This is a genomic window from Pseudomonas sp. WS 5146 (assembly GCF_012985495.1).
In the GTDB taxonomy this organism is placed as follows: Bacteria; Pseudomonadota; Gammaproteobacteria; order Pseudomonadales; family Pseudomonadaceae; genus Aquipseudomonas; species Aquipseudomonas edaphica.
Genome location: NZ_JAAQWL010000001.1, coordinates 543,616 through 565,930 on the forward strand (window position 1 = coordinate 543,616; position 22,315 = coordinate 565,930).

General features: G+C 60.6%; 23 protein-coding genes. 5 read left to right on the forward strand and 18 right to left on the reverse strand.

Going from position 1 to position 22,315, the window contains the following annotated elements; translation table 11 throughout:
* Window positions 1–196: 196 nt before the first annotated feature.
* The 5 genes from HBO41_RS02390 to HBO41_RS02410 form a co-directional block, all read right to left on the reverse strand.
* The gene (locus tag HBO41_RS02390) at window positions 197–1,012 is read right to left on the reverse strand and encodes an OmpA family protein (RefSeq protein WP_017138336.1); all 816 of its coding nucleotides are present in this window, start codon (window positions 1,010–1,012) and stop codon (window positions 197–199) included.
* The gene (locus tag HBO41_RS02395; RefSeq protein ID WP_099548765.1) at window positions 1,009–1,371 is read right to left on the reverse strand and encodes a DUF4398 domain-containing protein; all 363 of its coding nucleotides are present in this window, start codon (window positions 1,369–1,371) and stop codon (window positions 1,009–1,011) included. Before HBO41_RS02395 ends, HBO41_RS02390 begins: the two co-directional genes overlap by 4 nt.
* Before the next feature lie 9 nt (window positions 1,372–1,380).
* The gene (locus HBO41_RS02400; protein WP_099548764.1) at window positions 1,381–2,202 is read right to left on the reverse strand and encodes an ABC transporter substrate-binding protein; all 822 of its coding nucleotides are present in this window, start codon (window positions 2,200–2,202) and stop codon (window positions 1,381–1,383) included.
* An 83-nt stretch (window positions 2,203–2,285) separates the two neighbouring features.
* Window positions 2,286–3,215, reverse strand: a complete 930-nt coding sequence (locus tag HBO41_RS02405; protein WP_099548763.1) for an electron transfer flavoprotein subunit alpha/FixB family protein — start codon at window positions 3,213–3,215, stop codon at window positions 2,286–2,288.
* 2 nt (window positions 3,216–3,217) lie between these two features.
* Window positions 3,218–3,967, reverse strand: coding sequence for an electron transfer flavoprotein subunit beta/FixA family protein (locus tag HBO41_RS02410; protein ID WP_017138339.1), 750 nt, complete (start codon window positions 3,965–3,967; stop codon window positions 3,218–3,220).
* Between the two features lie 507 nt (window positions 3,968–4,474).
* Between HBO41_RS02410 and HBO41_RS02415 the strand changes: the two genes are divergently transcribed.
* Entirely contained in the window at window positions 4,475–6,139 is a 1,665-nt protein-coding gene (locus HBO41_RS02415) for an electron transfer flavoprotein-ubiquinone oxidoreductase (protein ID WP_169985024.1), read from the forward strand.
* 114 nt (window positions 6,140–6,253) lie between these two features.
* On the opposite strand, the gene HBO41_RS02420 is transcribed toward HBO41_RS02415, so the two are convergent.
* Window positions 6,254–7,147 (reverse strand): AraC family transcriptional regulator, encoded by an 894-nt coding sequence (locus HBO41_RS02420; RefSeq protein ID WP_017138341.1) that lies wholly within the window; start codon window positions 7,145–7,147, stop codon window positions 6,254–6,256.
* A 181-nt stretch (window positions 7,148–7,328) separates the two neighbouring features.
* Between HBO41_RS02420 and HBO41_RS02425 the strand changes: the two genes are divergently transcribed.
* Window positions 7,329–8,381, forward strand: coding sequence for an NAD(P)-dependent alcohol dehydrogenase (locus HBO41_RS02425; protein ID WP_099548762.1), 1,053 nt, complete (start codon window positions 7,329–7,331; stop codon window positions 8,379–8,381).
* Here HBO41_RS02425 and HBO41_RS02430 read toward each other — a convergent pair whose 3' ends face one another.
* From HBO41_RS02430 to HBO41_RS02455, 6 genes are all read right to left on the reverse strand, one after another.
* Window positions 8,382–9,185 carry an IclR family transcriptional regulator gene (locus HBO41_RS02430; RefSeq protein ID WP_017138343.1) on the reverse strand — a complete coding sequence of 268 codons (804 nt, stop codon included), beginning with the start codon at window positions 9,183–9,185 and terminating at the stop codon, window positions 8,382–8,384.
* Between the two features lie 186 nt (window positions 9,186–9,371).
* On the reverse strand, window positions 9,372–10,337 hold the full coding sequence (araH, locus tag HBO41_RS02435; protein ID WP_017138344.1) for an L-arabinose ABC transporter permease AraH: 966 nt from the start codon (window positions 10,335–10,337) through the stop codon (window positions 9,372–9,374).
* A gap of 19 nt (window positions 10,338–10,356) precedes the next feature.
* Window positions 10,357–11,856 (reverse strand): L-arabinose ABC transporter ATP-binding protein AraG, encoded by a 1,500-nt coding sequence (gene araG / locus HBO41_RS02440; protein WP_169985026.1) that lies wholly within the window; start codon window positions 11,854–11,856, stop codon window positions 10,357–10,359.
* Window positions 11,853–12,833 carry a substrate-binding domain-containing protein gene (locus HBO41_RS02445; protein WP_017138346.1) on the reverse strand — a complete coding sequence of 327 codons (981 nt, stop codon included), beginning with the start codon at window positions 12,831–12,833 and terminating at the stop codon, window positions 11,853–11,855. The genes araG and HBO41_RS02445 overlap by 4 nt, the downstream gene beginning before the upstream one ends.
* Window positions 12,834–12,855: 22 nt before the next feature.
* Complete coding sequence (locus HBO41_RS02450) at window positions 12,856–13,677, reverse strand: SDR family oxidoreductase (protein WP_017138347.1); 822 nt, start codon at window positions 13,675–13,677, stop codon at window positions 12,856–12,858.
* Between the two features lie 267 nt (window positions 13,678–13,944).
* The gene (locus HBO41_RS02455; protein WP_026013792.1) at window positions 13,945–14,424 is read right to left on the reverse strand and encodes a GNAT family N-acetyltransferase; all 480 of its coding nucleotides are present in this window, start codon (window positions 14,422–14,424) and stop codon (window positions 13,945–13,947) included.
* A 189-nt stretch (window positions 14,425–14,613) separates the two neighbouring features.
* On the opposite strand from HBO41_RS02455, the gene HBO41_RS02460 reads away from it, so the two are divergent.
* The 3 genes from HBO41_RS02460 to HBO41_RS02470 all read left to right on the forward strand — a co-directional run bounded on the left by HBO41_RS02460 (window position 14,614) and on the right by HBO41_RS02470 (window position 16,541).
* Window positions 14,614–15,810, forward strand: a complete 1,197-nt coding sequence (locus tag HBO41_RS02460; RefSeq protein ID WP_169985028.1) for an MFS transporter — start codon at window positions 14,614–14,616, stop codon at window positions 15,808–15,810.
* 86 nt (window positions 15,811–15,896) lie between these two features.
* Window positions 15,897–16,223 (forward strand): hypothetical protein, encoded by a 327-nt coding sequence (locus tag HBO41_RS02465; RefSeq protein WP_169985030.1) that lies wholly within the window; start codon window positions 15,897–15,899, stop codon window positions 16,221–16,223.
* Between the two features lie 51 nt (window positions 16,224–16,274).
* Window positions 16,275–16,541, forward strand: coding sequence for a hypothetical protein (locus tag HBO41_RS02470; protein WP_138449110.1), 267 nt, complete (start codon window positions 16,275–16,277; stop codon window positions 16,539–16,541).
* Window positions 16,542–16,660: 119 nt separating this feature from the next.
* Here HBO41_RS02470 and HBO41_RS02475 read toward each other — a convergent pair whose 3' ends face one another.
* From HBO41_RS02475 to HBO41_RS02500, 6 genes are all read right to left on the reverse strand, one after another.
* On the reverse strand, window positions 16,661–17,578 hold the full coding sequence (locus HBO41_RS02475; protein WP_169985032.1) for a PfkB family carbohydrate kinase: 918 nt from the start codon (window positions 17,576–17,578) through the stop codon (window positions 16,661–16,663).
* Window positions 17,571–19,037, reverse strand: a complete 1,467-nt coding sequence (locus HBO41_RS02480) for a cytosine permease (protein ID WP_017138354.1) — start codon at window positions 19,035–19,037, stop codon at window positions 17,571–17,573. Before HBO41_RS02480 ends, HBO41_RS02475 begins: the two co-directional genes overlap by 8 nt.
* Window positions 19,038–19,230: 193 nt before the next feature.
* Entirely contained in the window at window positions 19,231–20,232 is a 1,002-nt protein-coding gene (locus HBO41_RS02485) for an ADP-ribosylglycohydrolase family protein (RefSeq protein ID WP_099548160.1), read from the reverse strand.
* Window positions 20,229–20,942, reverse strand: coding sequence for a GntR family transcriptional regulator (locus tag HBO41_RS02490; RefSeq protein WP_017138356.1), 714 nt, complete (start codon window positions 20,940–20,942; stop codon window positions 20,229–20,231). The genes HBO41_RS02485 and HBO41_RS02490 overlap by 4 nt, the downstream gene beginning before the upstream one ends.
* Before the next feature lie 70 nt (window positions 20,943–21,012).
* A complete protein-coding gene (locus tag HBO41_RS02495) occupies window positions 21,013–21,573 on the reverse strand; it encodes a DUF1285 domain-containing protein (RefSeq protein ID WP_017138357.1) in 561 nt (186 codons plus the stop codon).
* Window positions 21,574–21,592: 19 nt separating this feature from the next.
* Window positions 21,593–22,198, reverse strand: coding sequence for a DUF4823 domain-containing protein (locus HBO41_RS02500; protein WP_017138358.1), 606 nt, complete (start codon window positions 22,196–22,198; stop codon window positions 21,593–21,595).
* Window positions 22,199–22,315 lie beyond the last annotated feature (117 nt).

Sequence of the window (22,315 nt, forward strand, 5' to 3'; positions counted from 1 at the left end):
TCGAGCGCGGGCGGCAGTGATAGAGAAAACTGTAGAGGCAAGGTGCATAAAAAAACCGATCAATGATCGGTTCTGTGTGTACGCGGCAACCTGTGGGGAGCTGGCTTGCCTGCGATAGTATCGCCTCGGTTTGCCTGACATACCGAGGCGCCTGCATCGCAGGCAAGCCAGCTCCCACACTGATCGATGCAGGTTTTTAGCGAGCGGCGCCCAGCTGGCCTTTTTCGTCGGAGAACACAATTTCCACCCGGCGGTTCTGCGCGCGGCCGCGCTCTGAGGCGTTGGCCTCTACCGGGTACTGGTCACCGTAGCCCTCGACCTGGATACGTTTTTCATCAATCCCCAGGTCCATCAGCACATCAGCCACCGATTGCGCACGGTCGCGCGACAGCTTGAGGTTTTCCTGCTCGCCACCGGTGTTGTCGGTATAACCCTCGATGCGCACCACGCGCTTGGGGTTCAACTGCAAGAACTGCACAATTTTCAGCACGGTGCGGTTGGCCGAGTTTTGCAGCTCGGCGTCACCGGTGTCGAACAACACATCGCCCAACGTCATGACCAGGCCGCGATTGGTCTGGGTGGTGGTCAGGCTGGCGATTTGCTCTTCGAGCCACTTGCCTTGCTGCTGCACGCTCGCCAACTTGCTCTCACGCAGGGCCAATTGCAGGCGCTGGCGTTCCAGCTCCAGCTTGGTGCCGCGCTCGGCGTTGAGCCCCTGCTCGGTGTGTTCGCGGGCGATCTCACTGTAGCGCTGGCTCAGGTAGGCGTAATGCACCACGTCGGGGCCGCTGCCCCAGTAGCTGGACAAGCGATCGGCGCGGGCCAGGGATTCGCCGGCACGAATCACATCCTTGGGCGCAAAACGCAGCACATTCGCGTCTTCCTTGACCTTCTGGAAGTCGCTGCCAGCCTGCTGCAACGCCTGCTCGCTGTTGGGCTGGCTGGCGCAACCGCCCAACGCCGCGCTGCCCAGCAGCAACACACAACTCAAACCACGGATCAGCGGGCTCATTGGGCTTCTCCCAGCTGCAATTGTTTGCGCAGTCGGGCGATGCGAGTGTTGAGCACGTTCAGTTGTTCCTGGCTTTTACGCGTCAATACCCGCGCTTCAGCGAGGCGCGCATCCAGCTCGGCCTGTTCGGCCTGCATGCGCGCATCTTTGTAGGATTGGTCGGCCATGTCGGCCCGGGCCTTGGCGAACTTGTCTTCAGCCAGTTTCAGTTCAGGCGATTCATCGGTGCTGGCGCCCACGGCGTTGGCCTGTTCCAAGGCCTGCTGGGTGAGGCGTATTTGTTCGTTCGGCGCAGGATCAGCTGCACATCCCGCCAGAGCGACAACGGCGAGGGCCGCGAGAAGAGGTCGAAGAGTCACTGAAAATCCTTACTTTGCTGGGGTGCCGACGGGTTGCTGCAATTGCGCTTTCCAGCGTTCGAGGTTGCGCTGCAAAGCGGCTTGCGCGACACCAGACGCGGGTAATTCTGTCATCTTTTTCGCCAGCTGTCCGCGCAGCCACGGATCGTTGCAGGCGGAGTTGTGGGAAATCGCCAGGTACAGGCCGGGCTGGTCGACGGGTATTTCACGGGCGACAAGGTCGTTGCTCATGCCCAGCGTCTGGGCCATGGCCATGCCCGAGTAGCGCCCGGCCAGCACGTAGTCGACTTCACCCAGCAGCAGTTTCTGGAACGCCGGGGTCAAGTTGGGCAGGCGTTGCAAGCTGAGCTGCTGGCCGGCGAAGGTGTCGAAACCAGCGCTCAAGCGCGCACGCTCGGAGACCGCGCCTTTATGCCCGTGCAAGTCTTCAGCGCTGGTGTAGACCAGCGGCGAATCCTTGCGCGTCCACACCAGGTAGTCGATCTGCACCAGCGCCGGGTGGATGTAGTCGAGGGTTTCCAGCTCGCCGAGGTTCAGCGGCGCATCGGCGAGAATGTCCATGCGCCCGCTGCGCACTTCATCCAGGGCCAGGGAGCGTTTGCCGCCGTAAAGCAGGTCGATTTTAACGCCGAGGTCCTTGCCGACTTGTTGCAGTACATCGGCAGTGGCGCCGATCAGGTGCGTTGGGTCTTGAGGGTCGCGCCAGAGCAAAGGCGGCGCATCCGGGCTGCCGGTGATCACCAGGCGCTCACACTTGCCGGCAGCCAGCGCGAGGCCAGGCAGTAGCGCCAATCCAAGTGTCAGTGCCAGCAATACGGGACGCAGATCCATGGCGGTTTCTCCGATGTTCAAAAAAGCCGGGCAAAAAAAAGCCCGGTCACAAGACCGGGCTCTTTATAAGTGAAGCAACTGGATTAGACCAGCTTCGAAAGCTCTGGTACGGCTTCGAACAAGTCCGCAACCAGGCCGTAATCAGCCACTTGGAAGATTGGCGCTTCTTCGTCCTTGTTGATCGCAACGATCACCTTGGAGTCTTTCATACCGGCCAAGTGCTGGATCGCGCCGGAGATACCGACGGCGATGTACAGCTGTGGCGCAACGATTTTGCCGGTCTGGCCGACCTGCATGTCGTTGGGTACGAAACCTGCGTCGACGGCCGCGCGGGAAGCGCCGACCGCAGCGCCCAGCTTGTCGGCCAGGGCGTACAGGTGTTTGAAGTTGTCACCGTTCTGCATGCCGCGGCCGCCGGAAACAACGATTTTGGCAGCGGTCAGCTCAGGGCGATCCGACTTGGCCAGCTCTTCGCCAACAAAGCTGGAAGTGCCAGCGTCGTGGGCAGCAGCCACAGCTTCAATGGCAGCCGAACCACCTTCAGCGGCAACCGGGTCGAAACCGGTGGCACGCACGGTGATGACTTTGACCGAAGCGTTGGACTGTACGGTGGCGATAGCATTACCGGCGTAGATCGGGCGCTTGAAGGTGTCAGCGCTTTCTACCGAGATGATCTCGGAGATCTGGTCAACGTCCAGCTGCGCAGCAACGCGTGGCAGGATGTTTTTGCCGTTGGAGGTAGCAGCAGCCAGGATGTGGCTGTAGCCAGCGCCCAGCTCAGCTACCAGCGGAGCAACGTTTTCTGGCAACTGATGCGCGTAGGCGGCGTTATCAGCGTTCAGGACTTTGCTCACGCCCGCGATTTTCGCAGCGGCTTCAGCCACGGCGCCAGCGCCCTGACCTGCTACCAGCACGTGAATGTCGCCGCCGATTTTAGCGGCAGCGGCCACGGTGTTCAGCGTGGCCGGGGCCAGCACCTTGTTGTCGTGTTCGGCGATTACGAGGATAGCCATGATCAGATCACCTTCGCTTCGTTTTTCAGTTTCTCGACCAATTCAGCCACCGACTTGACCTTGATGCCCGCGCTGCGTGCAGCCGGTGCTTCAACCTTGACGGTCTTGTTGGTAGAGGCGGTGGAAACGCCCAAAGCTTCTGGAGTCACCGACTCAAGCGGCTTCTTCTTGGCTTTCATGATGTTTGGCAGGGACGCATAGCGCGGCTCGTTCAAACGCAGGTCGGTGGTGACGATGGCCGGCAGTTTCAACGAAACGGTCTGTGCGCCGCCGTCGATTTCACGGGTCACAGCGACGCTGTCGCCGCTCACTTCGACTTTGGAAGCGAAGGTGCCCTGGCCGTAACCGGTCAGCGCAGCCAGCATCTGGCCAGTCTGGTTGTTGTCGCTGTCGATGGCTTGTTTGCCGAGGATCACCAGCTGAGGCTGTTCCTTGTCGACAACGGCCTTGAGCAACTTGGCCACGGCCAGGGAGGTCAGGTCTTCAGCCGACTCAACCAGAATGGCGCGGTCGGCGCCCAGGGCCAGGGCGGTACGCAGCTGCTCTTGAGCAGTGGTAGGGCCGATGGAAACCACCACGATTTCAGTCGCCACGCCTTTCTCTTTCAGGCGTACAGCTTCTTCCACAGCGATTTCGCAGAAAGGGTTCATCGACATTTTGACGTTAGCAAGGTCGACGCCGGAATTGTCCGCCTTGACGCGAACTTTCACGTTGTAATCGACAACGCGTTTGACAGCTACAAGAACCTTCATGGATTCCTCGTTACTCTCCGGTGAAAAGAAAGTCGCCTAGGCGAACCTGGCGGTTGATGCTCATCGGCACACAAGGGCACCTCCAAAAACTTCGGCGGATGACTTAGCGATGGGGAAATGATGACCGTTCGTCAGGGGTGACTGAGAGGTCATTCTTTATCGCAGTGTGTAAACTGCGCACCATTGTTTAGGCACGCGTCACCTGTCTTGCTTTTGGACGTGCTCTTGAAACCTGCTGTCTGCCTACGGTAAGCGCAAAACCGACCGTATATTGACCGGAACGCCTATTCTGGTCAATACGCCAAAATAGCCAGTCATAAGCCGCGTTGCTTTGATTTACCTAGCCTGCGAGCAATTCAAACAAACGTTTGTATTGGACGCTGCCAGTGGTGTAGATATAATGCGCCACCTAGAGAGAAAGGTGGGTCTTGCCGTTGTTGCAAGACGACACCGAACCTCCATCCATTAGAAAAAAAAGCCTGTTGAGCCTTGAGTAGGAGATAGCCTGTGGAACGCGAATACATGGAATTCGACGTGGTCATCGTCGGCGCTGGCCCGGCAGGCCTGTCTGCCGCCTGCCGACTGAAGCAGAAGGCCGCCGAAGCCGGTAAAGAAATCAGCGTCTGCGTGGTCGAGAAAGGCTCCGAAGTCGGCGCTCACATCCTCTCCGGTGCCGTGTTCGAACCACGCGCCCTGAACGAACTGTTCCCGGACTGGAAGGAACTCGGCGCTCCGCTCAATACCCCGGTTGTGCGCGACGACATCTATGTACTGCGCAGCCCTGAAGCCTCCACCAAGGTGCCTGACTTCTTCGTGCCCAAGACCATGCACAACGAAGGCAACTACATTATCTCCCTGGGCAACCTGTGCCGCTGGCTGGCCCAGCAGGCCGAGAGCCTGGGCGTAGAAGTCTACCCAGGCTTCGCCGCCCAGGAAGCGCTGTTCGACGAGAACGGCGTGGTGCGCGGGATCATCACCGGCGACCTCGGCGTCGACCGCGAAGGCCATCCAAAAGAAGGCGTGTACACCCCAGGCATGGAGCTGCGTGGCAAGTACACGCTGTTCGCCGAAGGTTGCCGTGGCCACATCGGCAAGCAACTGATCCAGCGTTTTAACCTGGACAGCGACGCCGACGCCCAGCACTACGGCATCGGCCTCAAGGAAATCTGGGAAATCGACCCGGCCAAGCATCAGCCTGGCCTGGTGGTTCATACCGCCGGCTGGCCGCTGGACATCATGAGCAACGAGAACACCGGCGGCTCGTTCCTTTATCACCTGGAAAACAACCAGGTGGTTGTCGGCCTGATCGTCGACCTGTCTTACAGCAACACCTTCCTGTCGCCGTTCGATGAGTTCCAGCGCCTCAAGCACCACCCGGTGCTGGCGCAATACCTGGAAGGCGGCAAACGCGTCAGCTACGGCGCGCGTGCCCTGGCCAAAGGCGGCATCAACTCGTTGCCGAAGATGGTCTTCAAAGGCGGCGCCTTGATCGGCTGCGACCTCGGCACCATGAACGTGGCCAAGATCAAAGGCAGCCACACCGCGATGAAGTCCGGCATGCTCGCTGCCGACGCCGTGGCCGAGCGCCTGTTCGCGGACTCCGAAGGCGGTGACGAACTGACCAACTACGTCGACGGTTTCAAGGCCAGCTGGCTCTACGAAGAGCTGTTCGCCAGCCGCAACTTCGGCCCGGCGATGCACAAGTTCGGCCCGATCATCGGCGCCGGCTTCAACTGGTTTGACCAGAACATCCTCGGCGGCAAAATGCCGTTTACCTTGCACGACACCAAGCCGGATTACGCCTGCCTGAAGCTCGCCAAGGACAGCAAGAAGATCGACTACCCAAAACCCGACGGCAAACTGAGCTTCGACAAGCTGAGCTCGGTGTTCATCTCCGGTACCAACCACGAAGAAGAGCAGCCGTGCCACTTGAAGCTCAAAGACCCAAGCATCCCGATCGGCACCAACCTGCCGCTCTACGATGAACCGGCGCAGCGCTACTGCCCGGCTGGCGTGTATGAAGTGATCACCAAGGAAGACGGTGAGAAGCGCTTCCAGATCAACGCCCAGAACTGCGTGCACTGCAAGACCTGTGACATCAAGGACCCTTCGCAGAACATCACGTGGGTGACGCCGGAAGGCGCGGGTGGGCCAACTTACCCGAATATGTAAGGCAGTTGCTTGAACAAAAAAGGCTCCCAAACGGGAGCCTTTTTTATGCCCGGCACAGATCCAATGTGGGAGCTGGCTTGCCAGCTCCCACATTTAGAGAGTGTGTTGCCTGACCTACGCCGCCCGTTCTTCACCCGGGTTACGCAAGAAGTAACGCTTATATTCGCGACTGAACTGCGACGTACTCTGATACCCCACGTTATGCGCCGCCTGCGCCACGCCCAAGCCTTCCACCAGCAGCAACTGCTGAGCCTTCAACAACCGCAAGCGCTTCAAATACTGCACCGGCGACAACAGCGTGCAACGCTTGAAGTGCTCATGAAAGGTCGACGCACTCATATGCGCATACCCGGCCAACGTCTCAATGTTCAGCGGCTCGGCGTAATGGGCATGCAGGTGATTCAACGAGGTGGCAATACGTGAGAATTGCCCTTGTTGTTCCACCAAGGCACGCAGCACATCCGCCTGTGGCCCGCGCAATGCGGTAAACAACACTTCCCGGACCCGCGCCGGGCCCATGATCCGGCTTTCCAGCGGATCGTGCAGGCACTGCAATAGCCGTTCGACGCTGCCGCGCATTGCATCATCGAGCATCACCGAGCTCATGGATTCCAATGTCTGCGCCGTCGGCGGCGGCCCGGCCTGCATGCCCATGGCCATGACCAGTTCGCCGAGCACCACGCGATCAATCCCCACGGTAACCCCGTACAGCGGCGCGTCGGGCGCCATGGCAAAGGTTTCGCATTCGAACGGCACCGGCATCGCCTGGATCAGGTAGTGCCCGGCGCCATACTCCAGTGTGCGTGGGCCTAAATAGGCGACCTTGCTGCCTTGGGCCACAAACATCAGGCTCGGTTCGTAGATCTGCGGGCCGCGTGCCACGTCGCAACTGGCGCGCAATACCTTCACACCGGGCAGGTACGTCGGGGAGAAACCGTCGCAGGGCGTGAGGTCCTCAATCAAGGCAACCAGCGTGGCATTGGCATCGAGATGGCGGGTCAACAACATGGCAAAAAACTTCGTTAAAAAGGGATAAGAGCATCATCGCAGGTCTGAGCGCACATGAATCCAAACACAGGGCACTCCCGGACGAATAGGCATGAGGTTCGGAGCAATCGCCATGGCCGCATCCCGGCCCTGCGCGGAAAATACGCCGCCTCCCTAGTCAATCCTTTTGCGAGGTTTCTGTATGTACACCGCCATCGGTTATGCCGCCCAGTCGGCCACCACTCCCCTCGCCCCCATGTCCTTCGAACGCCGCAGCCCGCGCGCCGACGATGTAGCCATCGAGATTCTGTACTGCGGCGTATGCCACTCCGACATCCACCAGGCACGCAACGAGTGGGGCATCGCCGTGTACCCGCTGATGCCTGGCCATGAGATCGTCGGCAAAGTCACCGCCGTCGGCACCAGCGTGACCGCGCACAAAGTCGGCGATCTGGTCGGCGTGGGCTGCATGGTTGATTCGTGCCGCCACTGCGACGCTTGCCATGCGGACCTTGAGCAGTACTGCCTCGAAGGCCCGACCATGACCTACGCCACCCCGGACCGGGTGGATGGCAGCAACACCATGGGCGGCTACTCCGACAGCATCGTGGTCAGTGAGCACTTCGTGGTGAAGATCCCGGCCAAGCTCGACTTGGCCAGCGCCGCGCCGATTCTGTGCGCAGGCATCACCACCTACTCGCCACTCAAGCACTACGGCGTGAAGGCTGGCGACAAAGTCGGCGTGCTGGGCATGGGTGGCCTGGGCCACATGGGCATCAAGTTCGCCAAGGCGATGGGCGCAGAAGTGACGCTGTTCACCCGCTCCGCGAGCAAGGCTGAAGAAGGCCGTCGTCAGGGCGCCGACCACGTGATCGTGTCCACCGATGCCGAGCAGATGAAAGCCGCCGCTGGCAGCTTTGATTTCCTGCTGGACACCATTCCGGTGCAACACGACCTGAACCCCTACCTCGACGTGCTGCGCTTTGACGGCGTGCATATCCTGGTTGGCTTGATCGAACCGGTCGACCCACCGGTGAACGCTGCCAAGCTGGTGCTGGGCCGTAAAGTGCTGGCCGGTTCGTTGATCGGCGGCATTGCCGAAACCCAGGAAGTGCTGGATTTCTGCGCCGAGCACAACATCACCTGCGATATCGAAATGCTCGATATCCGCCAGATCAACGAGGCTTACACCCGCATGATCGCCGGCGATGTGAAGTACCGCTTTGTCATCGACATGGCGACCTTGAAGGCCTGATCAGGCCTTAGCGCCCAACTCCGCTGACAGCCGCGCTGCGACCTGTTTGATCACAGGGATCAGCTCGGCCATCTTTTCCAGCGGCATGTAGGGCACGGTACTGGCGATGCTGATGCCGGCGACGATTCGCCGGCTGGCATCGCGCACCGGTGCCGCCACACAACGGATCGACGGTTCGTTGTCTTCCAGGTCGAACGCATACCCACCCTCCACGTATTCGCGCATGCGCTGCTCGAACTGCGCCCAGGATTGCTCCGGGTGCGCTGGCCATTGCTGGCTCTTGCCCTCGGCGGGCAGGCTGGCTTCATACAGGCGCTGCCACTCCTGCACAGAGTCATCCAGCAACATTGCCTTGCCCACACCGGTGCGCGCCAGCGGCATGCGATGGCCGACTCGCGAGCGCATTTCCGGGCCGTAGCGGCCGGGGTTCTTGTGCAGGTAGAGCACGTCGTCGTACTCACGAATCGCCAAGTGGATGGTGTCGCCAGTCAACGCCGACAGTTCATCCAGGTACGGCACCGCCAGGGTCACCAGCGGCAGTTCGTCACGGGCCTGAAAACCCAGTTCGATCAGTTTCGGCCCGAGCAAATAACCTACTTGCGGCACCACACGCAGGTAACGCTCCTCAACCAGGCAACTGGCCAGCCGGTGAGTGGTACTGCGGGTGGTGCCGATGCGCCTGGCGATCTCTTTCAAGTCGCGCGCACCCGCCGCCACCGCTTGCACCACGCCCAGGCCACGCAGCAGGGTCTGGGTGCCGGTGGGGGCGGCGTCTTTGACGGGGATGTGGGCGTTTTCCTGCATATCGGGCCTATTGGGAAGTACGAAAACGGCGCCATTATGGCAAATGCAGCCCTGCTGAACAGAGGAGATCCATTGTGGGAGCTGGCTTGCCTGCGATGGCGGTGCATCAGCCTACAAATAATTAGCTGACCCACCGCTATCGCAGGCAAGCCAGCTCCCACATTTTGATCCTCATAAGGCCGGATTTCAGCGTTGCTTCATGCGGTCGATGATGACCGCCAAGAGCAGGATCGAGCCCCGGATCACATACTGGTAAAACGTGTCGATGTTCTTCAGGTTCATCGCGTTCTCGATGATCGCCAGAATCAACACCCCGGCAATCACATGGCGGATCATGCCGATACCGCCGCTCAACGACACACCGCCCAACACACACGCCGAGATTACCGTCAGCTCGAAGCCCTGGCCGATCATCGGCTGGCCCGAGGTCATGCGCGAGGCGAGGATCACCCCGGCCAATGCGCCGATCAAGCCGTGCACGGCAAAGATGATGATCTTGGTGCGGTCGACATTCACCCCGGCCAGCAACGCCGCTTCCTGGTTGCCGCCGATGGCCATGGTGTTGCGCCCGTAGGTGGTGTAGTTGAGCAGCCAGCCGAAGAACACAAAGCACAACACGGTGATGATGATCGGCACCGGCACGCCCATCAGTTGGCCGTTGCCGAACACAAAGAAGCGTTCGTCCATCACGCCGACCGCCTTGCCGTTGGAAAAGATATAGGCCAGGCCGCGCACGATCTGCATGGTCGCCAAGGTTGCGATCAACGCGTTGATGCGCAGCTTGGCGATCACGATGCCGTTGATCAGCCCCACTACCAGGCCCATGGCCAACGCAGCGGACACGCCGAGTACCACGCTGTCGGTGTCACGAATCACAATCCCCGCGACCACACCGGCACAGGCGATCACCGAGCCGACTGACAAGTCGAAATGCCCCGACGCCAGGCAGAACAGCATGGTGCACGCAGCGATGCCCACCGTCGAAATCGCCAGGCCCAGCCCGCGCATATTCAGCGGCGAGAGGAAGTTGTCGATAAACAGCGCGCTGAGCACAAAGATGCTCAATGCCGCGAGCAGCATCACCCAATCATCGAGAAATTTACGTTGGTTGAAACCCGGCCAAAAGCCCTTTGCAGTTTTTACCTGTGACATACCTATACCCTCGAATTCTTCAAGCCCGCGAACGCGGGAGAGCCAGTTGCAACAGCTTCGCTTCATCCGCCTGGTCGCGGGTCAACTCGCCAGTCAGCGCGCCTTCACTCATCACCAGGATGCGATCAGAGATGCCCATCACTTCCATCAGGTCGCTGGACACCACAATCACCGCAATGCCGCTGGCCGCAAGGTTATGAATGATCTGGTAGATCTCCGACTTGGCGCCGATATCGATGCCGCGTGTGGGCTCATCCAGCAGCAACACTTTCATCGGCATCGACAGCCAGCGGCCAAGAATGGCCTTTTGTTGATTGCCGCCGGACAGGTACATGATTTTCTGCTCGGCGTTCGGCGTTTTGACTTTCATCGCCTTGATCTGCTTGTCGGCGTTAACCTTCTCCCAGCCTTCACGCAACAGCCAGCCAAAGGTCGAATGCGCGCCACGCGCACTGATGTTGATGTTCTCGGCCACGCTGGACAGCGGGATGATGCCTTCCTTTTTGCGGTCCTCCGGGCACAGCAGCACACCGGCGGCGATGGCATCGCGTGGTGAATGTAATGGCAGGGCTTGCCCAAACAACTCCAACTGCCCGGCCGTTGCGCGTTCCAGGCCACTGAGCAAACGAAACAGCTCGGTACGCCCGGCGCCCACCAGCCCGAAAAGGCCGAGAATCTCGCCCTTGTGCACCTGCAGGCTGACCGCTTCGCGCAGGCCAGGCCCAAGCAAACCGTTAACCTTGAGCGCCACCTCACCGCGTTCGCGCGGGCGGTAATCGTAGATATCCTGGATATCGCGCCCGACCATGCAGGTCACCAACTGGTCGTGAGTCAGTGTGGCCATGTCGTCAAAAGTGCGCACATAACGGCCGTCCTTGAACACCGTCACCGCATCACAAATACGGAACACTTCTTCCATGCGATGCGACACATACAGCACCACTTTGCCCTCATCGCGCAGGCGCGTGATGATCGCCATCAAGCGGTCGATTTCCCGCGCCGACAGGCTGCTGGTGGGTTCGTCAAAAGCAATCACATGGGCACCACGGGACAACGCCTTGGCGATTTCCACCAGTTGGCGCTGGCCGAGGGACAAACGCCCAAGCTTCTCTTGCGGATCGATTTCATCGGCCAGGCCTTTAAGGCACGCCAACGCCTGCTTGCGCAGCTGGCCGCCATTGACCACGCCGAAACGCGACGGCAAATGCCCGAGAAACAGGTTCTCGGCCACGGTCATTTCCGGCACCAGATGCAGCTCCTGGTGAATCACCGCCACGCCGTTGGCGATGCTGTCGGCGGCGTTCTTGAACGCCATGACCTGCTCGCCGATCTGCACCGTGCCGCTGCTGGGCGTGTAGGCACCGCCGAGGATCTTGAGCAGCGTGGACTTGCCCGCGCCGTTCTCGCCCATCAGCGCATGCACCGAGTGCGGCCGCGCTTCAAAGCTGATCTGCGCCAGCGCCTTGACCCCGGGAAACTCCTTGCCGATGCCGTTGAAACGCAAGGCCGCGCCGGTCATTTCCACAGACCGATTTTGCTCAACTCTTCCTTGAAGTTGGCGCGGGTGATGAGGGTTACGTTATCCAGGGCGGTGAACTTGGCAGGCTCGGTGCCTTTAGTGACCCACTCGAACATCGCCGTGGCGGTTTTGTAGCCGGATGCATCGGGGCTGAGCAGCATTGAGCCGTAGAAGCCGGTGTCGGTTTTCTTCAACTCTTCAATCGCATCAGTGCCATTGATGCCCACGCCAATCACATTGGCCGCCTTGAAACCGGCGCTTTCGGTGGCGCGCACGCCGCCCAGCACGGTGCTGTCGTTCATGCCGCCGATGATCAGGTTTTTCGCGGTGCCCGGCAGCTTTACCAGCGCCGAGTTGGTGGAATCCATGCTGCCTGGCACGTCGAGGGTTTTCTGCGCGCTGAACAGGATGTGGTCAGCGGGCAAGCCGGCGGCCTTGAGGCCTTCGACCGAACCGTCGGTGCGTTTTTTGCCGGTTTCCAGCTCGTCAAAGGTGTTGATGACGGCGTAGGTGTCCTTCCAGTCCCAGTTACGATGCTTGGCTTCGGCGGCCATGGCCTCGCCTTGCTTCTGGCCGATCTTGTAGGCATCCAGGCCCACATAAGGCACGTCTTCCATGGGCTTGCCCTTGGCATCGACGAAGCGGTCATCCACCGCCAGCACTTTCAAGCCGTTGAGCTTGGCCTTGGCCATGATCGCAGGGCCGAGGGACACGTCTGGCGGGCAGATCACAAACCCCTTGGCGCCGTTGGCGGCGAGGGTGTCGATGGCGGACAAGGTTTTCTCGCCGTCGGGCACGGCGATCTTGATCACGGTGAAGCCCTGGTCCTTACCGGCCTTTTCGGCAAAGGCCCATTCGGTCTGGAACCAAGGCTCTTCGGCCTGCTTGACCAGGAAGCCGATCTTCACTTCTTCGGCCGCTGCAAAACCGCTGAAGGCCATCGCCAGCGCCACGGCGCCTAACGTCTTCTTGAACATGAACCACCTCTCTTGATTGTTGTTAGTCGTGGTACATCACGGAACGCCCGCCATCGATCATCAGGCAGGTTGCGTTGATAAAGGGCGCCTCGTCGGTGGCCAGAAACAGCGCCGTCATCGCCACCTCGACCGGTTGGCCGATGCGCTTGGGCGGGTGCAAATCGAAGGCGCGCTGGCGCTCGGCATGCGGGTCAGGGAAGCCGTTCCAGTAATCGACGTTGAGCTGGGTTTCGATGTAGCCCGGTGCGATGGCATTCACGCGGATGCCTTTGGGTGCGTATTCGATGCCGAGGGCGCGGGTGAGACCGAGCAGGCCATGCTTGGCTACCGGATAGGGAAAACAGCCGGGAATGATGTGGCTGGAATGGGTGGAAGCGATGTTGATGATGTTGCCGATGCCCTGCTCGATCATGTGCGGCAACACGGTGCGGCAGCCGAACCAGGCACCGTCGAGGTCGATGGCGAAGCAGCGGCGCCAATCGTCGTCGGTCATCTCCAGCGGGTCACGGAACACGTTGACGCCCGCGCAGTTGATCAACACATCCACACGGCCAAAGCGCTCGATGGCCACATTGACTAGCGCCTGCCATTGCTCTTTGGAGGTTATATCGACGGCCTGCGCGACAATCTCAGCGCCGCGTTCGCGCCAGTGGGCGGCGACTTGCTCAACCTTTTCGGCCTGGATATCCGCAATCACCAGCCGTGCCTGCTGGGCCTGGAAGCAGGCGACGATCGCCTCGCCTATCCCTTGAGCGGCACCGGTGATGATCACCACTTTGTTTTTCAGCCGCTCGCCATAGGTGGGTTCGGGCACGGCGGGTAATGACAACGGTTGGGGCTGCATCGCTTCACCTGTTTTATTTTTGGTAGTGAGTGCTGATGCCGCCGACTATAAACCCATCTTTTGAAATATCTCAATATATAAATTTGCATCCCATATAGTGAGACGTGACGCAAAAAAATGGGGGTGCCGATCTCTGTGGGAGCTGGCTTGCCTGCGATACGGACACCTCGGTATTTCAGTTACACCGAAGTGATGCTTTCGCAGGCAAGCCAGCTCCCACACAAGCCCGCCCCCACAGTGGGCCTTCAGTGTTTTTGAAAGAGGGTTTCAGCCCTGGGCAAAGTCGCGCAGTGCATTACCCTCCATGCGATAGCGCACCCACTCCTCCTGCGGCTGGGCGCCGATGGACTTGTAGAAGGCAATCGCCGGCTCGTTCCAGTCCAGCACGCTCCACTCGAAACGCCCGCAACCGTTGTCGCAGGCGATCTTGGCCAGGTGCCGCAAGAGCTTCTTGCCCGCCCCGCCGCCACGTTGCTCGGGGTTGATGTAGAGGTCTTCGAGGTACAGGCAGTTGCTGCCCAGCCAGGTGGAGTAACTGAAGAAGAACACCGCAAAGCCAATCGGCAGGCCATCCCGCGAACAGATCAGGCCATGGGCGGTGGCGCCCTCGCTGAACAGGCTGCGCTCGATATCCACCACACTGGCGATCACTTCGTGCCGGGCCTTTTCGTACTCGGCAAGTTCAGTGATGAAAGTCAGGATCTGCGCAGCATCGCTGGGCACGGCAGGGCGAATCTCGATGGTCATGGGCGGGCCTTGGGCAATGTCAAAGGCCACATACTAAGGCGCTTTGATGACTGATTGCAGTGCAATTTGTTTACTCCGGCCACGCGTAAAGCAAGTACCACCAACCACGCAACATTCGCCTTGCACAGGCATGGTAAACAGTCGGGCATAACGCTAATAACTGCATGCTGATAACTGCAAGGTCGCCCGATGCCTTCCACACCCGCCGTGAATACCAAACTGTTCGCCTTTTTCTGCCTCGCCAGCTTCCTGTTGTCACTGTCCTATGGCTCGACGTTTTTGCTGTCGCTGCTGATCCACTCGCGCGGCGGCAATGAACACGACGCCGGCAGCGTGATCTCCATGGCGATGCTCAGTACGTTCGTGGCAGTGCTGTTCTGCGGGCACTTGGCCGATGCGGTCGGTGCGGCGCGCGCGATTGCGGGCATGGGCGTATTGCTGGTGGTGGCGTGCCTGGGGTTTGCCCTGACACCCGGGTTTGGCCAGGGCTTGATGCTGTTCGGTCTGTCGCTTGGGTTGGGCTGGGGCGTGTTCTACACCTTGGGGCCGATCATCGTGACGCTGCTGGTGCAATCGGCGCAGCGGGCCAAATATTTTGCGCTGCTGTCGGGCAGTATGTTGAGCGGGATCGGCTCCGGCCCTTTGCTCGGCCGTGCCGCCGACGCGCTGGGCCTGCCGCTGACAGCGGCCTTCTACATTGCCGGTGTGGCCAGTCTGGTCGGCGTCCTGATGTTCTGGCGAATGGGCGCACAACTTAACCACCACGCGAATGCGCCCACCTCGAAGATTTCCTGGGCGTCCAGCCGCCGCGTGCTGTCATCCAAAGCCGCGTTTGCGATCCTGATGGTCGGCCTGGGCGGCTGTGTGTTTGGTGGGCTTTCATCGTTTCAAACCAGCTACGCGGCTGCGCAGGGGTTGGACTATTCGTTGTTCTTTGGCGGCTTCCTGAGCGCCGCCATTACCAGCCGGCTGTTGATCGCCGGCCACGTGGTCAAGCGCGATGCGTACTGGGCCGCCTGCGTGCTGTCCGGGATCATGCTCGGCTCGATCGCGCTGTTTGCGTTTGGCGTGAGTGGCAACCTCAGTTACCTGTTGGCAGCCGGCACGCTGGGCGTGGGTTACGGCCTGACGTACTCGGTGATCAATGGGCTGGTGGCCAATGAAGCACCGCCTGGTACGACGTCACAAGCCTTGCTGCTGTTCAGCCTGGCGTACTTTGTCGGGGTGTTCGGCTTTCCGCTGCTGGCGGGCAAAATCATTGTCGACTCTGGGCTGCCGACGCTGCTGGCGAGTGTGTTGGCCGTGGCCTTGTTCAACTGGTTGATCACGGTGGCGCGACTGATCTGGCGCCAGCGTTCGGCTAACAAAATCTTACAGGTGAATTAGCACCGTTCGTCGCCATCAAGGCACGAACCGCAAACTGGGGCGGACCAATAAGGGGTAAGGACATTAATCATATGGAGACACCCCTCATGAAGAATTCCAAATTTGCTGCCCTCGCCCTCATCGGCCTGCTGTCCGCCGCCTCATTGAGTGCCGTTGCCGCCACCTCATCCACCGGCACCACCAACCCTGCTACCAAGGAGTCTCAGGATTCGATGGGCACAGGGATGGAAACCAACGGTGGCGCGATTATCGATAACGGCGCAGACCCTCGCACCAAAGGCGCCGATACCCAACGTCAGGCACCGGCTGCAGTCGGTAACGGCAAAATGGGCCCTGGTGTCAATAAAGAGCCCACCATCAACAAGGGCGATGACAGCAACATCCCGGGCGCGCCAAAACAACCTGCGCCTTGATGCATCGATAGCAACACCGACACCCGATCATTTCCCAGTGAAGAGGTACGCATGAACGTCGATAGAAACCTTGAAAAAGAAGTCCTCACCCGCCTGCTGCACGCCCACCCCAACGGTCTGGGCAAGGAGGTGCTGGATAACTACCGCGGCGAAAAGGTGGTGGCCAGTGTGCTGGCATTTCTGCAAGACCGCGGGTTTATCAAGGATGGGCATGTGACCACCGACGACGCCGGTGAATATTCGTTGAACCTGCCGATCAAGCTGACCGCCTCGGGCGTTGATGAGGCGCGCAAGCTGGAAGGCGAAGGCACCGTGTGAACTAGACGAAGATCAAATGTGGGAGCGGGCTTGCCCGCGATGGCGGTGTGTCAGCAGAAGATGTACTAGCTGGCGCACCGCCATCGCAGGCAAGCCAGCTCCCACATTTTTATTTGTGTTTAGTCAGTCAGCAATGCGTCGACTTCGGCACTGCCAGGCGACGTCGCCGGTCCCCAGCGTGTAACAGCCAGCGCCGCCGCCGCATTGGCTCGACGCGCCGCCACTGAAGGGGTTAAACCCTTGGCCAACCCGGCCAGAAACACACCGGCATGGGCATCGCCCGCGCCGTTGCTGTCCACGGCCTGCACCTTGAAACCCGGCACATGCTCGGCCTTGCCGTGGCGACTCACCCAGCAGCCATTCGGCCCGTCGCGCACCACCAGCAGCGCTTCGGCGGGCAAGTGACGGTTGAGTTCGCGCAGCGCTTCGGCCAGCGTACTGGCGCCGCTAAACGCCAGGGCTTCCGGGCCATTGCTGGTCCAGATATCAATGCGCGGCAGCAAGGCAACCATCAAGGCCGAGTCCGGCGCCTTGACCAACGGCCCCGGGTCGAACACCACGGTGATTTCACGCGGCAGCACCAGCAGCCAATCGAGCAATGCCTGGGCCTTGCCTTCGAGCAACAGGCTGTAGCCGCTGACGTACACATAGTCGTCCGCGCGCGGCACCACGCCCGCCAGGTCCTCTGCGCGCAAATCCCCTTCAGCGCCGATATGCGAAATGAACGTGCGCTCGGTGCTGGCCTCGGTCAGCGACACGCACAACCCGGTGTCCTTGCCCTCGCTGGCCGGCTGGGCCATTTCCACGCCCTCGGCCTGCATCGCGGCGCGCGCCAGGTCACCGAAGCGCCCGTGGCCATGGCGGCCGAGGTAAACCACCGGCAAACCATTGCGCCGGGCGGCAGCCATCACGTTGAAGCCGCCGCCGGCTTCGAAACTGGCCGATTGCGCCAGCACATCGCCGCCGGTTGCAGGCAGTGTGTCGAGGGCCATGACCAGGTCGACGATGACCTGGCCGGTGTGCAGCAATCTAGACATTAGCGCGCTCTACCAAAGCCGGGCGACGGTCAGCTGCGCCGCCCAGTACTGCATAAATCCCACCGGCCACCAGGAAGGTGACGATCCAGCCCAGGCCGTTGTGGCCCAGCCAGGAGTCGGACAAAGGCCCGGCGAACCAGATATTTTCGGCGGTGGTGCCGATGGTGGTGAAGCTGAAACCCAGCACAATCGCCACAGCCCAGGCGCCGAATGCACGCCATTCCACGCCGCCGCGATACCAGTAGGCGCTGCTTGGGCTTACGTCCAGCAGGTCTTTGGGGCTGTAGTAGTGACGGTGAATCAGGTCGACCACAAAGATCCCGACCCAGGCGGTGATGGGCACGGCCAGCAGCGAGATGAAGGTGATGAACGGGCCATAGAAACTGTCGGCGATCAGCATGAAGTAAATGGAGCCGGCGAAGATCGCCACGATATCGACGATCACCGCGTGCACGCGCTTGACCTTAAGACCCAAGGTCAAGGTGGTGAGACCGGCCGAGTACACCGAGAGGTTATTGGAGAGCAACAGCCCGCCGAACGCGGTGATCAAGTACGGCACGGCCATCCAGGTCGGCAGCATGTCGCGGATCGCGATGATCGGGTCGGTGGCCGACGCCAGGTCGTTGTTGCCCACCGACAGCAGGCCGCCGAGGGTGATCAACAGCACCAGCGGAATGCCCGCACCAAATGCGGCAGACGCCACCAGACGCACGGCCTTGACGCTGCGGTGCTGGTAGCGCGACATGTCGGCACCGGCGTTGGCCCAGCCGATACCGGTACCGGCGGCCATGGTGCCGACGCCAATGATCATGGCGCTCAGCGGCGCCGGGGTGGCGTTGAACACCGCGCTCCAGTCGATAGTGGCGCAGAGGAAGCCGCCCACCAGGATATTCAACGCGCCGAACACGTAGGTGGCCCACTTCTGGATCACCAGCAAGGTGGCGTGGCCGAGGCCGGACACGGACAAGGTCAGCAGCACGAAAATCGCGATAAAGATCAGCGTGAGCACCGGCGCGCTTTTGGCTTCGACCGGCGAGCCGAACAGGATCGAACACAACGACAGCAGCACAAAGGCGGCCGTGGTGGTGTTGACGGTTTCCCAACCCAGGCGCGACATCAGCGAGACCAGCGTGGGACCGATATTGCCGCGCACACCGAAGATGGCGCGCGACAGCGTCAGGCTCGGCGCGCGGCCGCGACGGCCGGCAATCGAGATGATGCCCACCACGGCAAAGGAGCCGGCGGCGCCGAGAATCGCCACAATGATCGCCTGCCAGATCGCCAGGCCACGAAACGCCACCAGGGTCGCGCCGAGCGGCAAGCCGAGGATGCTGATGTTAGCCGCGAACCACACCCAGAACAGTTGCAGCGGATGGCCATTGCACTCGCCTTCGGGGACCGGTTCGATGCCGCGTGTTTCCAATTGCCCGGCACTTTGGCCGGAAGAAGTGCTGCTCATGAGGGGTGCTCCTGGTGCCTGTATTGTTGTGGTTGTGGCAGATAGTCAAAGCTTTAAGCGGTCGTCCTGACTCAAACACGATTTAAGGTGGGGGCTGGCTTGCCTGCGATAGCGGTCTTTCAGTGAGTGCATCAGTGGCTGGCACACCGTTATCGCAGGCAAGCCAGCTCCCACATTTTTTGATCGGTGGTGATCAGCGCAATTGCAGCAGCCCCTGCACCAGTGGCTGCAAATCCAGACCATTGACCTGCTTGACCTGCTCAATCATCGCCTCAGGCCAGCACTGCATCCCAAGACACGCGCCCAACATCGCGCCCAACATGGCGGCAATGGTGTCGGTATCGCCGCCAAGGCTGGCCGCTAGGCACAGCGCTTCGACGGCATTCATGTCGCCCACCGCCACTTGCTGCGCGAGGGCAAACGACACCACCACCGATTCCTGGGAAGCGACCGAGGTGCCGATCAGTTCGTAAAGCAGATCGGCAAACAGGGCTTTGTCGCCGCTGCCGACGCTCAAGGTGCGTGCCCAACTGATGCGCGTGGAAATCCGCCCACCGGCGATCCAGTGGCCATGGCCTTCGGCCTGCTGCGCGAGCTGGGTGCCAATGTTCAGGGCTTCACCCAAATCCACACCGTTGATACCTGCCGAAACCACTGCCGCCACCGCCGCCGCGCTGGAAATGCCCAGGTTGGTGTTATGGGTGACCTGGCAGGCCTGGATCACCGCCTGGATAAACTGCGCCGGGTCGCTGACGTCGGCGGCAATGCCGACCGGCGTGATGCGCATCGCGGCGCCATTGGTGGTGCCGTAGCGCCCGGATTCTTCCGGGGTGTGCCCGGCGAGGATCATGTCGATGGCGCGTTTGGTCGATGGCCCCAGCAAGTCCTGGGAGCCTTTGGCGCGCATCGCCGCTTCCCACTCGATCAGGCGCTGGGCGAGTACCGTGGGTTCGATTTTGCCCTGCCCTTGCACCAGCAACTCACCGACCAGGATCGCCTGCTCGGTGTCGTCGGTGATGGAGCCTGCCGGCATGTTCGGCGCGATGGGTTGGTCGGCACCAGCATCTTGCAGAGCGGTGATGGCCCCGAAGCGCTGCTGCACCTGCTCGCGGCTCAACGACTGGGTGGGCATGCCCAATGCATCGCCCAGGGCCAGGCCGTAGAAGGCACCGAGGGCGCGATTTTGCGCGGTCATTTCGAAGCTCCAAACTGCAGGTGCAGGCGAAAGTGCAAAGGGTCGAGCAAGCTTTCGACATACTCCATGAGACGCTCGCGGCGGTCGTAGGTAGTGCGCGAGGCTTTGAGAAACACCGTACCGGCTGGGCGGCCGAGCAACTCGGCGTCTTCATCGCTCAAGGGCTCGGCACCGATCCACTGGTCCCCTTCGGCGCCCACGTAGCCGTAAGCGGCCAGCGTGATGGTGAGGGAGTTGTCGATCAGGCCGACACGGGGCAGGCTTTCCAGGCCACCGGTAGCAGGCATCAACGAACGCTCCAGAGAAACGGCGGTGCCATCGGTGGTGCGCCGACGGCGGTCGAGGGCGATAAATTGGTCGCTGCCAAAACGGCTGAGCAGGTCCGGTCGAGTCACGGCTTCCAGCCGCAGGATGTCGGTGGTGACCAGTGCGCCGGTATCGGCCAGCGCCTGTGCCCAGCCACTGCGTTGGTCGAGCACCATGCCATCAAAGGTGACGATGGAGCCGACGCCGCTTTGCGTGGCGATGTAGTTGCGCCGTTTGAGCTCAGCCAGGGCTTCGCGCAAGGTGCCACGGCTGACCGCAAACTCCTCGGCCAGTTGATGCTCGCCCGGCAGCAGGAAACCGTCGGCCATTACTCCACCTTCGATACGGCGGATGAGTTCGTCGACGACGCGTTTTTTCTTATCAAATCGGACATGTCTAATCATGTACAAATTGATAACCGAAAGCGCCCGACAACAGCAAGCGAATTATTTCAGGGTGATGAAAAAGCCAGTCTCAGGGTTCGAGGCCAATGCGGAAAAATTCCCCGCCGCTCCAGACACCAAGCCAGTTCTGACCGTTGATCGGACGGCTGACCGCCAGTTCGACCAACTGGTAAAACACGTTGCGATGCACAAGGGCTTCAAGGTTGGTGCGCACTCGCAGGTAGGGCGCGGGTTCTTGGGTGATCGGGTCGATTACCACGCGCAAGGGGTGTTCAAGGCCCGCTTCAATGTCCTCGTCGACATTGGTGGTGAAGCGCAGCACCTGGCTTTCGCCCTGCCCTTCGACTTCCAGCGTTACCGCGACAAAGGGCGCATCATCGACGCTGATACCGACCTTTTCCACGGGAGTGACCAGGAAATACTCATCGCCATCGCGGCGAATGATGTTGGAGAACAACTTGACCATCGGCTTACGCCCGATCGGCGTGCCTTGGTAAAACCAAGTGCCGTCACGGGCGATGCGCATGTCGATGTTGCCGCAAAAATCCGGGTTCCACAGGTGTACCGGCGCCGGCCCCTTGCCCTTGGGCAGTTGGGCCAATAGATCATTGGCCTTGGCGGAATCGGTCATAGGGTTCTCCTCTGGATTTTTATTGATCACCCATCCCCAACAGGCCACGGGCGTATTGGGCCAGCGGGCGGGCAATCAAGTCTTCTGGCTTGTTGTCGTGGAACGTCAGTAAACCGCCACGACTGCGAATGCGTGCAGTATCAATCAAATACTGGGTGCTGGTCTCGATCAACATGATCTGGATCACGCCGCTGTCCAGGCCGACACGGTCCAACGCTTGCTGGTCGGTCCACTCATCGGCATTGCCAATACGGTCATCGGCTGCCGCAAAGCGGCAATAGAGCAGGTAGTGAGCGCCTGCCGCACGGGCTTCGGCCATGGCTTGTTCGAGGCCTTCCGGCTTGCGGGCGCGGCGCACCATCGGGAAATATTCGACGAAGCCGTTGAAGGCTTCTTCGGCCACCACGTTAGGTCGCGGATAGGCACTGCCCGGCGGTACAAAAGCGCCTTGGGCAATAAACACAAAGGAGTCCGGCTGTATGCGCACCGACGCGGTACGGCGGGTATCACTGTGGTCCAGCAGCCCGGCGTCGCTCATTTGATAGCGGGTGCCTTCGGCCATATCGCTGACGGTCATGCAGCCACTCAGCGCCACTGACGCCAGCAACAAAACCAGACTACGCATCCTAATCCTCCAGAAGCCGGTGACGGAAAACCGGCGAATGGGCACTTAATGCAGAATCCGCGCCATTCAAGAACGATGCATAACCAAATGTGGGAGCTGGCTTGCCTGCGATGCAGA

Bases quoted from the DNA above. Each gene is read 5' to 3' on its own strand.
- HBO41_RS02490 (WP_017138356.1), bottom strand. From the start codon at position 20,942: ATGATTAGACATGTCCGATTTGATAAGAAAAAACGCGTCGTCGACGAA.
- HBO41_RS02485 (WP_099548160.1), bottom strand. From the start codon at position 20,232: ATGACCGCGCAAAATCGCGCCCTCGGTGCCTTCTACGGCCTGGCCCTG.
- HBO41_RS02420 (WP_017138341.1), bottom strand. From the start codon at position 7,147: ATGTTGTTGACCCGCCATCTCGATGCCAATGCCACGCTGGTTGCCTTG.
- HBO41_RS02480 (WP_017138354.1), bottom strand. From the start codon at position 19,037: ATGAGCAGCACTTCTTCCGGCCAAAGTGCCGGGCAATTGGAAACACGC.
- HBO41_RS02410 (WP_017138339.1), bottom strand. From the start codon at position 3,967: ATGAAGGTTCTTGTAGCTGTCAAACGCGTTGTCGATTACAACGTGAAA.
- HBO41_RS02455 (WP_026013792.1), bottom strand. From the start codon at position 14,424: ATGACCATCGAGATTCGCCCTGCCGTGCCCAGCGATGCTGCGCAGATC.
- araH (WP_017138344.1), bottom strand. From the start codon at position 10,337: ATGTCACAGGTAAAAACTGCAAAGGGCTTTTGGCCGGGTTTCAACCAA.
- HBO41_RS02460 (WP_169985028.1), top strand. From the start codon at position 14,614: ATGCCTTCCACACCCGCCGTGAATACCAAACTGTTCGCCTTTTTCTGC.
- HBO41_RS02465 (WP_169985030.1), top strand. From the start codon at position 15,897: ATGAAGAATTCCAAATTTGCTGCCCTCGCCCTCATCGGCCTGCTGTCC.
- HBO41_RS02430 (WP_017138343.1), bottom strand. From the start codon at position 9,185: ATGCAGGAAAACGCCCACATCCCCGTCAAAGACGCCGCCCCCACCGGC.
- HBO41_RS02450 (WP_017138347.1), bottom strand. From the start codon at position 13,677: ATGCAGCCCCAACCGTTGTCATTACCCGCCGTGCCCGAACCCACCTAT.
- HBO41_RS02445 (WP_017138346.1), bottom strand. From the start codon at position 12,833: ATGTTCAAGAAGACGTTAGGCGCCGTGGCGCTGGCGATGGCCTTCAGC.
- HBO41_RS02500 (WP_017138358.1), bottom strand. From the start codon at position 22,198: ATGCGTAGTCTGGTTTTGTTGCTGGCGTCAGTGGCGCTGAGTGGCTGC.
- araG (WP_169985026.1), bottom strand. From the start codon at position 11,856: ATGACCGGCGCGGCCTTGCGTTTCAACGGCATCGGCAAGGAGTTTCCC.
- HBO41_RS02405 (WP_099548763.1), bottom strand. From the start codon at position 3,215: ATGGCTATCCTCGTAATCGCCGAACACGACAACAAGGTGCTGGCCCCG.
- HBO41_RS02470 (WP_138449110.1), top strand. From the start codon at position 16,275: ATGAACGTCGATAGAAACCTTGAAAAAGAAGTCCTCACCCGCCTGCTG.
- HBO41_RS02425 (WP_099548762.1), top strand. From the start codon at position 7,329: ATGTACACCGCCATCGGTTATGCCGCCCAGTCGGCCACCACTCCCCTC.
- HBO41_RS02495 (WP_017138357.1), bottom strand. From the start codon at position 21,573: ATGACCGATTCCGCCAAGGCCAATGATCTATTGGCCCAACTGCCCAAG.
- HBO41_RS02400 (WP_099548764.1), bottom strand. From the start codon at position 2,202: ATGGATCTGCGTCCCGTATTGCTGGCACTGACACTTGGATTGGCGCTA.
- HBO41_RS02390 (WP_017138336.1), bottom strand. From the start codon at position 1,012: ATGAGCCCGCTGATCCGTGGTTTGAGTTGTGTGTTGCTGCTGGGCAGC.
- HBO41_RS02475 (WP_169985032.1), bottom strand. From the start codon at position 17,578: ATGTCTAGATTGCTGCACACCGGCCAGGTCATCGTCGACCTGGTCATG.